Source organism: Cardiobacterium sp. (assembly GCF_057314735.1).
The window spans coordinates 5,458-21,021 of sequence record NZ_DBHKZK010000075.1; the positions used below are offsets into that span (position 1 = coordinate 5,458).

Genomic DNA, 15,564 nt, shown 5'->3' on the forward strand with positions numbered 1-15,564 from the left:
CGCCCCAACCCGTTCCGCCCCAACCCGTTCCGCCCCAACCCGTTCCGCCCCAACCCGTTCCGCCCCAACCTGAACCACCCAAGCCGGAACAGCCCAAGCCGGAACAGCCCAAACCGGAACAGCCCAAGCCGGAACAGCCGCAGGCGCCAACCGCAGGTAAACCGCTGGCAGCACAGAGCATTCATGAAAAGGACAAGCTGACTTATACCCTTGCGGAAGATGCATTCCACACGGCCAACAAGGACGACAAACTGAGCTACAGCGCCCGCCTGGCAGATGGCAAACCGTTGCCGCAGTGGCTGAATTTCGATGCCGCAACCCGCACCTTTAGCGGTACCCCCGGCAATGACGATGTCGGCGTACTCGATATTGAAATCAGCGTCCAGGGCAAAGGCGGTGCTGCCAGCCAGCACCTTGCGCTGAATGTGATTAATGTCAACGATGCGCCATATAAAAGCGCTCCTTTCTCTTTGCATAGCGCGAATAGTGACGGGGAAGTGAAATGTAATTCGCGAATCTATATACGGGATATAGATAAAGGCGACAAATTAACCTTTAGCGCTGAAATGAGAGATGGTCAGCCATTGCCTTCCTGGCTTTCCATAGACTCCGAAACGGGTGTTTTAACCGGAAGCCTGCCCTTTGTCAGAGGAGGAAAAGACTATTTCGTCAGGATAACGGCTACCGACAAAGCAGGTGAATCTGCCAGCGGTGTACTGATGATAAGAGGAAAATTTCCACAAATAGGGTTGATAGGCAGCGATAAAGATGACGTATTAAAAGGAATAGTACGAAGTGCATATGGTGTGAATATTAAAATTCATGGTTATGGCGGCAATGACACCATTGTTGGCGGTAATCTTCATGATGATTTGTACGGTGATAAAGGAAATGACGTTTTGGATGGCGGGAGTGGTAATGACATCTATCATTTCGCACGCGGAGACGGTAATGACATCATCAACAACCACGATACCGGGGCGAGACGGCATGACAGTATTGATTTTAGCGACATGAACCGCAGCGATTTTGACATCCGTCGCGAAGGCAACAATCTCGTCTTGCGTAGCAAGGATGGAAACAACCAAATCACCGTTACCAACCATTTCCAGCCGGGCTGGCAAATAGACAGTATTTACTTTGCCGACGGCATGACGCTTGACCATGACGCCATTAATTCCTTGACCGGCGCGCAAAATCCACCGCAGGGGAACTATACGGACCCCGCTGCCCAAGCGTTGCAGATGAACCAGGCGATTGCTTCACTGAATAGCCAGGCGCAGCCGCTGGATGCGTTAGCAGTACCGGATTTGCAACCGCGTCCGTTGCTGGCAGCGGGCAATCCCTGATTGCAGCGTCTTATTGGCCATGAAAAAGCCCCTGTTCGCAGGGGCTTGTTGTTATAGTCATCCTCACAAACGCTGTACGATGAGGTGGCGTAGCTATAGCCATCCAACCGAAAGCTTCATACTGTGTTGCGCCGCTTCGCCGACAACCGCGTACTGTCTTCAGCGGCGCGTCTTGTCTGAAACTTTCGGTGGATGGCTATACTACACTTGAGCGCTCCATGTGTATGTAAACGGATCCGGTAGGGACGGTTAGCGCAGCATAACCGCCCGTTTCGTGTGGCGGGCGGTTACGGGCTTCGCCCTAACCGCCCCTACGCGCTTTGAGCGCTCAAGGTGTATGTAAATGGGGTTGTGAGCCGTGTGGCGGGTTTATGGCAGCATCGGTTCTTGGTCTTTTGCCGGGGCGGTGGTGGCTGCTTCGGGCGGGATGACCGGGTCGGGGACGGGGTTGAGCGCCGGGGCGGGCAGGGCGGCAGGGGTGTTGTCGGCTTCGGTTTCCGGCGGGGTGTCGTCGCCGTTCAGATAGCGGAAGTAGCGGCTGTCCGGTTTGACGATGAGGGTGCTGCCGCCGAGGCTGTCGCGGTAGGCGGTGAGGCTGCGCCAGTAGCGGTAGAAGTCAAGGTCGGCGCCGTAGGCGGCTGCGTATTGTTTGGCGGCGCTGGCGTCGGCTTCGCCGCGCATGATGTCGGCTTCTTCGTGTGCTTTGGCGAGGAGTTCGGCGGCTTCGCGTTCGGCGGTGGCGCGGATGACCGAGGATTTTTCTTGGCCGCGCGCGCGGAAGTCTTTGGAGACGCGCTCGCGTTCGGCGCGCATGCGGTCAAAGACGCGGTCGCGGATTTCGTCGGAGAAGTCGACGCGCTTCAGGCGCACGCCGAGGACTTCGATGCCGTAGCGCGCTTCTGCCTGGCCGGAGATGCGGCGGCTTGCCGCGTCCATGATGGTGCCGCGGTCTTGCGAGATGGCTTCTTTGACGGAGCGCTGCACGAATTCGCCGCGCAGGTTTTCTTTGACCATGTTGTCGAGGAGGCGGCTCGCCTGGTCGAAGTTGCCCTGGACGCTGGTGTAGAAGGTGCGGATGTCTTTGATGCGCCATTCGACGAAATAGTCCACGATGAGCCATTTTTTTTCGTTGGTCATGAAGCGCTCGGGTTCGACGTCCAGGCGCTGGATGCGGGCGTCGAAGAATTCGACGTTCTGCACGAAGGGGACTTTGAATTTGAGTCCGGCTTCGTCGTCGGTGCTGATGAGGCGCGAGAATTGGGTGACGACGGCGATTTGCCGTTCGTTGATGATGTAGGCGCTGCTGGCGAGGATGATGAGGGCGACCATGATGGCCGCGAGGAGGGCGTTGGTTCTGTGGTTCATGCGGGTTTCCTGGCGTTAGCGGCTGCGGCTGCGGTCGTTGCGGTTGTTGTTGCTGGCCGGGGTTTTGCCGTTGGCGGCGGCGGGGGTGACGACGGGTGCGGGCGGGATGTTTGCCGCCGGGGCTGTGCTTTCGCTCGCGAGCGGAGCGGGCAGGGCAGGGGCGTCGCCAAGGTTGATAATGGGGCGCGCGTCGTCGGCATCGACCAGTACTTTGTTGCTCTGCGCGTAGATGCCTGCCATGGTGTCGAGGTAGAGGCGTTCGCGCATGACGGCCGGGTTTTCGCGGTAGGCGGCGAGCAGGTTGTTGAAGCGGCTGCTGTCGGCGGCGGCGCGGGCGAGGGTTTCGGCTTTGTAGGCTTGTGCGGCTTGTAGCAGGCGTTTGGCTTCGCCTCTAGCGACCGGGATGCGTTCGCGCGCGTAGGCTTCGGCTTCGAGGCCGAGGCGTTCTTCGTCTTCGCGGGCGCGTACGGCGTCTTCGAAGGCGTCCTGGACTTCTACCGGTGCGCGCGCGTCTTGGAGTTCGAAGGCGACGATTTCGAAGCCGAGGTTGTATTGTTCGAGGGTTTTGTCGATGATTTGTTTGGCTTCTTGTGGCCACTCGCCGCGTTTTTCGATGAGGATGTCATCAACGGTGTTGCTGCCGACGACTTCACGGATGGCAGAGATGACGATGTCGCGCAGCACTTCTTCGGGCTGGTTCGCCTGGAAGAGGTAGTTTTTCGCGTCGCGGATGCGGTATTGCACGGCGGCGCCGATTTCGACGATGTTTTCGTCGCTGGTCAGCATTTGGCCGTTGCGCTGGTCGCTGGTGCTGACGCGGCCGCTTTGGCTTTTGAATTCGCCGACTTTCATCGAGGAGATGGAGGTGACGTCCACTTTGTTGACTTGGCCGAAGGGCACGGGGACGTGCCAGTTAAGGCCGGCTTTGGTGGTGCGGGAGTAGCGACCGAGGAAGGTTTCGACGCCGTTTTCGCGTTCGCGCACGGTATAGACGCCGCTTGATAGCCAGGCGACGAAGAGGGCGGCCAGGATGAGCAGGATGATTTTGCCGGAGAGGCGGAAGACGGCAGGGCTGCCGCCGCTGTCGCCGCCGTTGCCGCTACGGCGCGGGTTGCGGCGCAGCAGTTTGTTGAAGAATTCGTCCAGATCCGGCGGCTGGTCGTTTTTTTTGTTGCCGTCGTTGTCGTTGCCCCAAGGGTCTTGTGCCATGGCGACCGGCTGCGGTCGGCGCCGGCTCAGGTGGCCGAGCAGGAAGGTGAACATGGGTTGCGGGTTCCTTTGTTTACGGTATGTCTGAATGGGTTTGGAGTTCAAGGCGGCGATTATACTTTGATTGTATCTGGTGATAGTGCTTTTCGCGCAGGCGGATGTGCAGCCATTGGCTGCCGTCGGTGGCGCTGCGTTCTTCCAGTACGGCGTGTTCGGCGTAGAGCGCGGCACGCAGCGCGCCTTCGTGCGGCGCTAGGTGCAGCCAGCCGTTTTTTTCGTCGCTTTTGAAGTGGTTAATGATGGCGTCTGTCAGCAGGTCCACGCCCGCGCCGGTCAGCGCCGAGAGGAAGACGGCTTCCGCCTTGCCGTCCGCGCCGAGCTTGACGCGCGGGGCTTCGCCGCGCAGATCGATTTTGTTATAGACGCGCAGGGTGGGGACGTCGGCGGCGTCAATGCTTTTCAAGACGTCTTCGACGACGGCTTCGCGCTCCAGATGGTGCGGGTCGGCGACGTCGATGACGTGCAGCAGGAGGTCGGCGCGCGCGGTTTCTTCCAATGTGGCGGAGAAGGCGGCGACGAGTTCGTGCGGCAGGTCGCTGACGAAGCCGACGGTGTCGGCCATGAGGATGGTCTGCGCCCCGGCGTGGTTGAGTTTGCGCCAGGTCGGGTCGAGGGTGGCAAAGAGCTGGTCTTGCGCGTACACGTCGGCGGCGGTCAAGGTGTTGAACAGCGTCGATTTGCCGGAGTTGGTGTAGCCGGCCAGCGCCACGGTCGGGATGTCGCGCCGTGAGCGCGCCTTGCGGTTTTCTTCGCGCTGTTTTTTGACGTGGGTGAGGCGGCGTTGCAACTGTTTGATGCGCACGGCGAGCAGGCGGCGGTCGGTTTCGAGCTGGGTTTCGCCGGGGCCGCGCAGGCCGATGCCGCCTTTTTGCCGCTCCAGGTGCGTCCAGCCGCGTACCAGCCGCGTCGCCAGGTGGTTGAGCTGCGCCAGTTCCACTTGCAGTTTGCCTTCGTGGCTGCGCGCCCGCTGCGCGAAGATGTCCAGCACCAGCCCGCTGCGATCGAGCACGCGCGCGCTGCACAGTTTTTCCAGATTGCGCTCCTGCGAGGGCGAGAGTGGCGCGTTGAAGATGACGAGCTCGATGTCGTGCGCCTTCACCGCCGCCGCCAGCGCTTCCGCCTGTCCACGGCCAATGTAATAGCGCGGCTCCACTTCGCCACGGCTGTAGCGTTCCGACCAGATGATTTGCGCTCCGGCAGAGAGGGCGAGCTGGTGGAACTCCTCTTCGACCGCCGGATCCGGGGTGCGGTTGATGTCCACCTGCACCAGCGCGGCGCGTTCGCCGCTTTTCGGTCGCTCAAACAAAACGCGCCTCCCTTGCGGAAAGCGCGGCGAAAGTCGGCTGTCGTTGCATCATCAATAAAGCGGGTCGGTGCTCGGACGGGCGACGGCTTCCGCAGCGGGAGCGGCGGGTTGTTCGCCTTCCTCGCCTTCTTCGTCTTCACCGGGCAGGCGGACGTTGCGCGCCGGCACGATGGTCGAAATCGCGTGCTTGTACACCATCTGCGAGATGTTGTTGCGCAGTAGCAGCACGAAAGCGTCAAACGATTCGATTTGTCCCTGAAGTTTGATGCCATTGACCAGATACACGGATACCGGGATGCGTTCTTTGCGCAGGGCATTGAGGTAAGGGTCTTGCAGGGATTGGGATTTACTCATTGTTGTTGTACTCCGAAAGGTTTGGGAAAGCGCCGGTCTGGTCGGAGCGGCGCGCGCGCAATGTATCACAAAACGCCCGCAGCGGGCGGATTTTCAGGGCTTCGCGCGGCGGTGCCGCTTCTGGTAACGGCAGGTATCTGGCGGTTTTTGCGGCGGCGGGAAAGGGGTGGCCGCCCAGGGTCAATCCATCGCCCTGACCTTGCTTTCAATAAAGGCGGTTTCCTCCGCATTCAGGCCATATTTCCGGTAAAGCTGGCGGTCAATCCCGGCAACGGATTGCGACCAGTCAATATCGCTGTTTTCCGTAAAATCTTGCAGCGGGACTTTTGTCCATGTTGAGCGGGAATTGTGCTGGGTAATTTTCAAAATGCCGAGCATGGTACGGGCAAATTTGCTTTTTACATATTTTAGCGCATTCTGCGTTTCTGCTTCAGAATCAAATGCGCCTATTGATAAAAACGTGTCGGTATGCCCTATCAAGGGTTCCCCTATCAAGGGTGTACTAAGCACTTCGCCTATTGCGCCCGTCCCGTTTGCTTCGGGCAGCATGACTTTCCATTTTTCAAAGCTGGCTGGCGTGGATAAGAATTGCCGGTCAATCCATTTGTATTCCCGCTTGCCTTTTACCAAACCAAGCAGTTTTACCGCATCCGCATTTTGGGGTTCTGCAAAGAAGGCAAAATCCATTTGGGAAAAAGATTTGGAAACAATCTTGCTTTTCGTGCCTTTGCCTTGCATGGCTTCCGCCAGCGGGAACGTTTTGAAAAAATCCGGCGAGAAACGGTAAATGCCTTGCGCTTGCACCAGGTCGGCAAAAGAAGGCTCGCCCAGGGCGGCAACTTTTGCGGCAATGCTGTTAAGTTCGGTGAAATGGGCAAATACGCCGATTTCGCCAAAATGCCTTTCTTCGTCCCGGTACAGAATGGCAATGCCGCCCTTGATGTCGGTATTGGGGAAAATTGCGGAAGAATCCTGCTGATAAACAAGGACGCGCAAATGCTCGTCATTCAGCATTTTCTCGTTCCATTCTTTGGGCGTTTGTCCCGCCCTGAACAAAAAGCGGGCGGGCGAAATCAGGCAATAGCGCCTGCCAAATTGCGCTGCCAGATTATAGAAATGGTGATAGATTGGTTCATCACGCGCTTCCCCGCTTTCCTGATAGGGCGGATTGCCCACAACCGCATCAAATTTCATATGCTCTCCAAATAATTCTTTCAGTTTCGCGCCAAAATCCGCGTTACCCATTGCGTAAGGCGTGGTATCAAGGCAGACAATATGCTTGCTGTTGATATTCATCGTCGCTTCATCAAAGCCCAAAATAAAATTACGCGCGATGTTGTAAATGATTTCACCCGGCGCAAAGCCGTAAACCTGCTTTTCCAGAATATGCTTCAGGCGCAGTTGGTCATCGGGTATTTGCGCTTGCAGGCCAACAAACAGGCGTTTGACAATTTCGGCAAGATACAGCCCGGACTTCATGTACAAATCAGCAAAAGTATGCGCAGGATTATTGAAAATACCGGGATTTTCCGCTTCCAGCGCGTCCAGCATCAATTGCACCACCTTGCGCGGGGTAAAAATCTGGTTGGTTTTTTGCGGCGGGATATAGTCAAAAATATCTTCGCCCTGATTCTCGTCAAAATAATCAGCCAGCGCCGCCCGCTTGTGCAAAAACTCTTGCACGGATTCATTGAATACCGCTTCATCAAAAAACCGGTATTCATCGCGCAGCAGGCGGAACTGCGCCAGGGTAATGCCCGTTACTTCGGTAAAGACGGCATCATCAAGCGTTTGGTCAAAATTCGCCAGTGTCGTATCAGGCGTGCCATAAGCCATCAGGAATGACGGGATGGTGCGGGAAAATCCGCGCAAGCGGGCGCGGATGTCATTCTCTACAACTGCCTTTTTATTTTCCTCGGCACGGGCAAGAACGGCCTGGGTAGCGGCTTGCGCCTGCTCCTGAACCGCAGTAGTAACAGCGGTCTCGATTTGCTGTTGTGCCGCCTGCGCGATTTGTTGCTGCCGCACTTCATAATCCGCCTCGGCTTCGGCCAGCTTGAGCGCGTCACCATTGCTTGCGACAACCGCTTTTTCATAAGCGGTTTTCGCTTTGGCCTGTTCGATATAAGTCTGCGCCTGTACTCTTTCTACTTCACGCGCGACGGCAGTGCCTGCATTACCGGAAATTCTCTCCAGCTCTTTATCATTGATGCCTTTTTCTTTTGCAAGTTCTTTAAGTGCATTTTGCGTTTCCGCCTTGACGCTTTCGCCAATATTGGCGGCAATCGCATTATCCTTGTCTTGTTCCGCTATCCCGGCAGCGGTTTGTCTGATGGTCTGATAGATTTTCTCGCCAAAGCGGGCATCGGTTTCGGCAATGACCATTTCGGGGGCGACCACGGCATTGCCGTTTTCATCCACGGCAACGCCATTTGTATCAATCGGCCTGGAGGTATGGCGCGGTACATTCTTGCCTTCCGCTACCGGATTGAGTTGTTCCAAGATTTCGCGCGCTGCGGTGGAGGCGAAGATACCGCCAATATTCTGAAACAGCAGATTGGACATAAAACCGCGCCGCACCACTTCCCGCGCCTTGATGGCTTTGGGAATGGTGAGTACCTGATTGACATCCAGCTCCACCATTTTCCCTTCGCTATCCTCGGCAATTACCGGGAAGAAATTGAGCAGCTCGCGGATATTGTGTTCACGCTCGCTGCTGGTGCCGCGCCCGCCTGCGGTTTTCCCCAGCAGGCTGTTGGCAAATTCATCATAAATAATCAGCGTGCGCTCAGGCGCAAAGTCAAAGACATAGGCGTTTTGCTTTTGATAACGCTGCCCGTCTGTTTCATAACGCCACGGATTTTGTGCGCGAAAAGCAGCCTGCATATATTGGGCGGGTGATTGCATATTGGAAAGCATCAATACCGCTGTCCATTCGGGAATGGTAACGCCGGTAGTAAGCTGGCCGACGGAGAGGGTAATAGTCTTGTCGTGTTTTTTAACGGCCTTCCTGACGCGGTCAAGGGCTTTTTGATTGGCTGCCGGTGTGTCATCATCACTGCCGTCGCCAGCGGCCAGGATGATTTCATAATTTTCAAATACCGGATGATTCTTCAGCAATTCTTTCAGCGCTTTGGCAGAAGCGACACGATTAAGCAGCCAAAAGGTGTGTTTGAGTTCGCTGCGAAATTCCGGCGTGGAAAACGGGTATTTTTCGTTGGCGGTTAAGGTGTCCAGCCATTTTTTGACCTCTTTCTTGTATTTTAGGTGGCCATTTTCATCGGTATCGAAAAATTCGTTGAGGTCAAAGGCATAATCATGGTCTTCCCCGTCAATCTGCGCCCCCTGATTGATTTCATCGGTAAGCATTGGGCTGATTTGATAGGAAAACAGGTTAAGGCGTGGTAGCGCTTCATATGGATTGTTTTCTTCTGCGGCAGTATCCCAGTGCGCTTTTGCTGCCTGTTCGTCGGCATAGCTCCAGTTATAAATCTCGTTGGCATTGAATTTGCCCGATGCTACCGCCTTAAATGGCGTACCGGATAAGTGCAGGGTAAATTTGCGTTTGATGTTGTCAAAGGCGACATCGGTTTTTAAGGTATCCACCCCTTCGTGCGCTTCATCAATGACCAGCAAATCCCATGCGAGTCCGCTAACCCATTGCAGCTTGTCATAACTGCCACCAAAATAAAGTGAACCTTTCAAATCTTGCAGGGAAATAAAGGCAATCATGCGTTGTTTGCCACCGGCTTGCCCGAGTTGTTGCAAGAATTGGTCGCGTGTCAGTACGGGGCGGTCTTTGAGTGAGTCACTGGTAGAAACAAAGGCAAAATCGGTTTGCCAGGCGATAAATTTGCCAAAATCATCGAACCAGGAATTGGCGATCGCGGGACGGTTGGTAACAATCAGCACCTTTTGCACATCCAGTTTGCGCGCCAGATCATAAGTCGCGAGTGTTTTGCCGAAACGGGGCTTGGCATTCCATAAAAACTCGCCTTCCGGGTTGGCGTTGAACCAGGCAAGCGTTTGCGCTACGGCATCAGCTTGCTCGGCGCGGAGTTGGTAATCGCTCGTCTCCTGGTCTTGTTCAAGTTTATGATGGATAAAAGCGTCAAAATCGCTTTTGGCATTTTCAGGCGTACCGTTATAGAAAAACCATTCGCTGTTTTTACGCTGTTCGATTTTTCTGAAATTGCGCAAATAACGGTGAAAATCATGGTCTTTGAACCATCCATCAGAATTGGCAAATTTGGCAGGTGCCGACCATAGTTTTTGGTAAGCAAGCGTAATGGCGGCAGTTTGGGTTTGTTCCCGGATGCGCTCATCCACATTTTTGCGCTCGGTATAACCAATTTTAATCCAGCCTTCCTTCTCTGTTACCGTAGGAAGAATATAAGCATAAATCTGCGGATAAATAGTTTTGGTGGTTTTGATAATGGTGTTATTCATGGTTAATCTCCCAAGTCCAGGTTTTCCCATTTGCGGGTTTTCCAGTTCATAATCTGCACATGATGCCTTACCGCTTGTGGCGGTATGGATTTTTGCTGGAACATTTCCAGCTGGACATTGCTATCTGTAGAAAACTTTATGGATGAAAGCGGGGCAAGACTGATGCCATCCATCTGAAAAACGTTATAGCTGATAATGCGGGCAATTTTTTTGAAGAAATCGTAGGGTATTTCCCCGTCCCACTTGGCGATGTAATAGTCGCGGCAAGTATAGAGCAGGTTTTCCCGTGCCAGCAGCAATGAATCGCCATTCCATTCAAAGCCGTAGCTGGCCTGATAGGCAAGCGTTACCAGACGCTGCCATACTTTTTGGTTTCTTTTTGTCCCGTCATTGATGCGTTGCAACTTGCGGTCCACAAACCCTGCCCGTTCTGCCAGGGGAATGATTTTTCCTGTAGCCATATCGTAACGGCTTGCCATATAAGGCGCTTCGCCACAGGTGATTTCCAGCCAGGTGCGTTTGATATAGGTTTCCAGGTCATCGTCAAGGTAGCTTTGTTCGATTTCGTCATTCTGTTTTTTGACGACCCAGGCGGGGGTAAAGACTTCTGCACGCGTTTTGGTACGTTCTTTTTGCAGCTCTGCCGGTTTTAGCTCCCGTGGCATGATGAGATGCCCCATTTTCCCGGTAATTAACGCCGGGCGTATTTCCGCACCGGGTGCATAATGTTTTTTGTGGTGGTGAATATAGTTGTCGTTTGCCCAGATAATATTACGTTTTTTGCGACAGCTTCTGGAAGCCATCCGGTCTGCCAGCAGGATATCGAGAATTTCGGGCATTTCTTCACGGATACGGGTTTCAGAAATATCCGCGCCCTGCGGTTCATATACTTTTGTGATAACGGGATTATCTGCTGCCATAAGTCATATTTAAGAAGTTTTTACGCGATGCAGTTGAGCAGGATTTGCCGGGGCGATGGCTTGTTCTGCGCTGCGGCTGTTGGAAATCCAGGCTGGTGTGGTGGCGACGAGTTCGTCAAGGCTTGCCATGTGTGGTCTCCGTGGGGTGAAAGGGGCGGTATTGTAGTCAAAAAACCCCGCCGGAGCGGGGGTGGGGGGCAGGCCTATGCCTTCGGCGGTGGTAATTCCGGCCAGTCGCGCAGCTCGCGGGCAGGTTGGTCGGGGGTGGCGGGGAAGTACACGTCCTGTTTCGGGTAGGCGATTTCGATGCCGTGTGCGCGGCAGGTTTGCCAGATGCGCTCAATCACGAGGTGGCGGCTGGTGAGGCGGTGGTGCGTTTGCATATGGATGTGGAATTGTACCCGCCAGGTCATGCCGCGCGGCGAGTAGTCGTAGGCAAAGGCGCCGTAGTCGTGCTCCTGGCTGTCGAGGATGTGGCCTTCTTCGGCGAGTTGGGCGAGGGTTTGCATCAGCAGGCCTTTGACGTAGCCGGGATCGTGGCGGTAGCCGAGATCAAGGTAGAGAATGGTGCGGGTGATCGGGTCCTGGTGTGACCAGTTCATGAAGGCGCTCGTCACAAAGTCGGAGTTCGGCAGGATGACGCTTTCGTTGTTGAAGGTGGTGATGGTCAGCGACCTCATGCCGATGCGCTCTACCGTGCCTTCGTAGTTGCCGACGGTGATGATGTCGCCGTTGCGCAACGGGCGCTCAATCAGCAGCAGGATGCCGCTGATGAAGTTGTTGGCAATCGTCTGCATGCCGAAACCGATCCCGACACCGAGGGCGCCGGCGAAGACGGTGAAGGCGGTGAGGTCGATGCCGATGACGCGCAGCGCGAGGAAGAAGCCTAAGGTGACGGCGGCGTACTGGCTGAAGACGGCGAGGCTGTTCCTGATGCCCAGATCGGCGATTTTGTTGTATATCCAGCGGTAGCTGAAGGATTTTATCCAGCCGCCGACGCGGTAGATGATGTAGAGCAGTACCGCCATCAGCAGGATGTTGAGCAGGGTGAAGTGGCTGTTGTCGCCTTTGGTGATGGGGGTTTTGAGCAGGGTCAGGATTTCCTGGATGACCGGGGTGCGCTCGTCCCATCCGAAGCTGTGTTGCAGCAGGCGGAGGATGAGGAGCAGGCTGCCGTAGGTGAGGAAGGTGTGTACCGGGTTGATGACGTCCTGCGTCCAGAAGACGCCGCGTCCGGTACGCAGCGCGCGGCGTTTGGCGCGGCGGGCGCTGTCTTTGAGGATGGCGGTGATGGCGACCCAGATGAGGGCGTAGAGGAGGAAGATGAGCAGGTGTGCGGCGATGAGCCAGGCGAGGTTAAGGTAGCCCAGTGTGCCGATGGCACCGAAGGCGAGGATGCCCGCCGGGATGGCGCGAATGAGCGGGCGCAGGATGCGGTAGGTGGAGTATTCCTGGTAGAAGCCGTCCATGTAGGCGAGGCTGCGGCTGGTGGCACGCCAGACGGGGATGCCGACCAAGAGGTTGTAGAGGGCGAAGATCCAGCGGTAGGCGTCGGTGATGACTGCGTCGTCCAGTATCCAGCCCGCCATCAGCACCAGCGAGAAGAGCAGGCTGCCGACGGCGGCGTAGATGATGGTCGGGCGGATGATGCGGCGTTTTTCCGGGGTGGCGATGAGGCCGGTGCTGATGAGGTTGCGCGCGGCGTAATAGGGGATGGTGTTGAACAGCAGCACCGCAGGCAGCAGGCGCAGCATATGCGAGGCGGGCGCGGTGATGCCGCTGGTGTGGATGAGGACGAGCGCGAACTGGAAGAGGGCGAGGTAGGGCAGGTTGTTCTTCAGCATTTTGCAGAGGAAAAACAGCAGCCGCCCGGCGAAAGTGAGCTTTTTCTGGCTGGCATAGCGGCGGATGAGGCGGTTCAACACGGCAATCGCGCCGAGGGTGGCGAGTGGCAGCAGCGTCGCGGCGAAGGCGATGAGCAGCCATTGCGTGCCGCTCAGGGTGTGCAGGCTGCGGTAAAGCGTTTGCAGGGCGACGGCGTACTGGCCGAGGAAGGTGCCGCCCGCCTTGACGATGGCGGTAGCGCGTTGCGGCAGCGCGGCAAGGTCGCCGCCGAAGCGGTACTGTTCGGTCAGGCGCTCCCTAGCGAGCTGCGAATACTGGCGGTCGGCGATATCCAGATTCATCTTCAGACTGGTGGTATTGCTTTCCAGCAGGGCGGTGAGCCGCTGAAACTGCGCGTCCAGCGCCTTGCGCCGCGCCGCCACCGTCCCCGGCACCGTGCCGCGCTGGCGTTCATACAACTGGTACTGTTCGCCGACAATATGGCGGTTGCTCTCAATCTGCGGTTGCAGCGCCGCAAAACGGCGCAGCGTCGCGTCCAGCTCGGCGCGGATGCGGTCAATCCGCTCCAGCGACAGCGAAGTCAAATCGGCGAACTGCAACTCCTGCAAGCGCGCCTCCAGCGCCAGCAGCTCATCCTCGCTGTTGGTCAAAAAAATCTGCGAATGCACCAGCGTCAGCTCAATATAGCGGTCAAGCCGCGCCTCACGGCTCAAACTGCCGTTGTTCAACTGCTCGCCCAACTGCGCCAGTTGCCGCTCCAGCTGCGCCAAATCCGCCGCGCGCGACTTCGCCGTCGGCGCCTGCCGCGATGACTCCAAATAACGCTCATTAAAACGCTGATAACGCGCCTCCAGCGCCGCATGAAACTGCTCCGCCAGCGCCACCGCCTGCACCAGCGCATTCTTCTGCCGCTGCAACAACTGGCTGTGCCGCTGGCTCGCCGCGAGTTGCGCCTCCGTCTGCGCGCGGTCGCCATGCACATCGCCATTGCCGCGCAGCAGCGGGTTGGACTGCTTCTGCAACAAGGCATTCAGCGCATCACTGCGCTTCTTCTCCATCTCCATCGCCTGCCCGACCGCCGCCTGCTCGCCGCGCAGCCCGGCCAAATCCGCCTGCACCTGCTCCAGCGAAACGCGGATGGCGGCCAAATCGCGCTCGCCGACCACCTCCGGCAACTCCTCATCCTGCGCCGCCGGCAGCAATTTCTGCCAGCTCTCATTGCGTGCCTCCGTCTGGGTGATGATGGCTTCCAGCTGCGCGAGCTGGCTGGCCGACGGCACCGACCCGGCATCATCGAGCGACTGGGCGGATGCGGTGGCGATGAAAAAAGCAAAAACGAGAAAAAAGAAACGCATGGCAGGGAAGGGCAGGGCGGAAAAGGGCGGGTATTGTAGCGGGGCTGCGGGAGAAACGCAGCGTATAGCAATCCTCACAAAGCCCTGTACGGCGTTGTACCGCTGCGGCGTAGGGTGGGGCTTGCCCCACCGTTAAACCTGCGCTTTGCGTCCAACGTGCAAGGGCGGTTGGCGCAGCGTAACCGCCCGTTCTCCAAACAACCATAGGTTCAGGCGTAGTCAACTGTGTTCCCCAACCCGTCGGTTGGGGAACACGGTTGACTACGAGCCGGGTTTCCGTGAAGTTATCGGGACGGTGCGCCAAGGCGCACCCTATGGCAGATTCTGGGCGTAGGGTCTGCGCTGTTCGCGTTTCTCGCCATCGTATCAGTACTCGTAGGTCGGCCATTTATGGCCGACACCAAAATAACCATAGGGTGCAAGGTTCGTGCTGACCCGGATTCTCGCCACCGTAACAGCGGCAGGGCAAGCCCTACCCCGCAGCCAGCGGACAACTACTGCCACACCCGCACATAATCCACCAGCATATTTCCCGCGCCCGGCCGCTGCCCCTTCAGCACCCCGGCGGAGAAAACAATATACATCGGCACAGCAGGAATCCCGGCGCCGGTATAGCGATACACCGTGCGGCCATCGAGCAGCATCGTCATGCTGTCCGGCCACCAGTCGAGCGTATAAATGTGCCAAGCGCCGCCCACATTCTCACCATAAGCGGGAAAACCATAAATCTGCCGCAACCGCCCGCCCTAGCGATAATGCACATTGGAATGCGCATCCACCTGGCCGCGGTCGGTGGTTGAAAACTCGGCAATATCCACCTCCGGCGGCCAGGCCGAATCCACCGGCGACGGCAACAGCCAGAACGCCGGGGCAATCCCCGCCGTGCTGGGCAGCCAGATACGCGCCTCAATCAGACCATAGCGGAAACTGAAACCGCTGGCGGTCGTGGCGATGCCTGCAGTGTAAGGATACGACCTGCCGTCATCGGTGAGGGCGACCGGCGCCCAGCGCAGGCGCAGATTGCCGTTTTGCAGGGTGGCATAACGGCTGTCAAAGGCGGCGTCGTCCAGGTCGGGATTGAACGGCGCGCGATAGCCGTTGCCGCTGCCGCGCAAAGTCATCCAGCCGCGCTGCTGCAAATCCGCGCCTGAACCGTCAAACTCCTCGGCATAACGCAACTGCCACGAACCGACGACCGGTGGCCGCGAAGCGGGTGCGGCAAAGGCGGCGGTGCAAAAGAGGGCGGCGACAAACAGAATATGACGAATGTTCATGGGGATGGCTCCTTGAAATTTGCGGCATGGTAACAGTTTCAACATGGCGCCATAAAAAAACCACGGTGAACCGTGGTT

At 57.0% G+C, this 15,564-nt stretch carries 8 protein-coding genes and 1 pseudogene; 1 reads left to right on the plus strand and 8 read right to left on the minus strand.

The features are described 5' to 3' along the window. A partial coding sequence (locus ACO54Z_RS11090) for a putative Ig domain-containing protein (protein ID WP_485997065.1) occupies positions 1-1,349 on the plus strand: 1,349 nt, incomplete at its 5' end. 369 nt (positions 1,350-1,718) lie between these two features. Here ACO54Z_RS11090 and hflC read toward each other — a convergent pair. The 8 genes and pseudogenes from hflC to ACO54Z_RS11130 all read right to left on the minus strand — a co-directional run bounded on the left by hflC (position 1,719) and on the right by ACO54Z_RS11130 (position 15,531). Beyond that, positions 1,719-2,714: a protease modulator HflC gene (gene hflC, locus ACO54Z_RS11095; RefSeq protein WP_485997066.1), complete on the minus strand. Its 996-nt coding sequence runs from the start codon at positions 2,712-2,714 to the stop codon at positions 1,719-1,721. 15 nt (positions 2,715-2,729) lie between these two features. Beyond that, a complete protein-coding gene (gene hflK, locus ACO54Z_RS11100; RefSeq protein ID WP_485997067.1) occupies positions 2,730-3,977 on the minus strand; it encodes an FtsH protease activity modulator HflK in 1,248 nt (415 codons plus the stop codon). Positions 3,978-3,996: 19 nt separating this feature from the next. Continuing rightward, the gene (hflX, locus tag ACO54Z_RS11105; protein WP_485997068.1) at positions 3,997-5,289 is read right to left on the minus strand and encodes a ribosome rescue GTPase HflX; all 1,293 of its coding nucleotides are present in this window, start codon (positions 5,287-5,289) and stop codon (positions 3,997-3,999) included. A 51-nt stretch (positions 5,290-5,340) separates the two neighbouring features. Next, positions 5,341-5,643, minus strand: a complete 303-nt coding sequence (hfq, locus tag ACO54Z_RS11110) for an RNA chaperone Hfq (protein WP_298080961.1) — start codon at positions 5,641-5,643, stop codon at positions 5,341-5,343. A 180-nt stretch (positions 5,644-5,823) separates the two neighbouring features. Further along, the gene (locus tag ACO54Z_RS11115; protein WP_485997069.1) at positions 5,824-10,092 is read right to left on the minus strand and encodes an Eco57I restriction-modification methylase domain-containing protein; all 4,269 of its coding nucleotides are present in this window, start codon (positions 10,090-10,092) and stop codon (positions 5,824-5,826) included. A 2-nt stretch (positions 10,093-10,094) separates the two neighbouring features. Next, positions 10,095-11,012, minus strand: coding sequence for a restriction endonuclease (locus ACO54Z_RS11120; protein WP_485997070.1), 918 nt, complete (start codon positions 11,010-11,012; stop codon positions 10,095-10,097). 203 nt (positions 11,013-11,215) lie between these two features. After that, complete coding sequence (locus ACO54Z_RS11125; RefSeq protein ID WP_485997071.1) at positions 11,216-14,212, minus strand: mechanosensitive ion channel family protein; 2,997 nt, start codon at positions 14,210-14,212, stop codon at positions 11,216-11,218. A 494-nt stretch (positions 14,213-14,706) separates the two neighbouring features. Next, a pseudogene (locus ACO54Z_RS11130) lies at positions 14,707-15,531 on the minus strand (glycoside hydrolase family 16 protein). Positions 15,532-15,564: the final 33 nt, after the last annotated feature.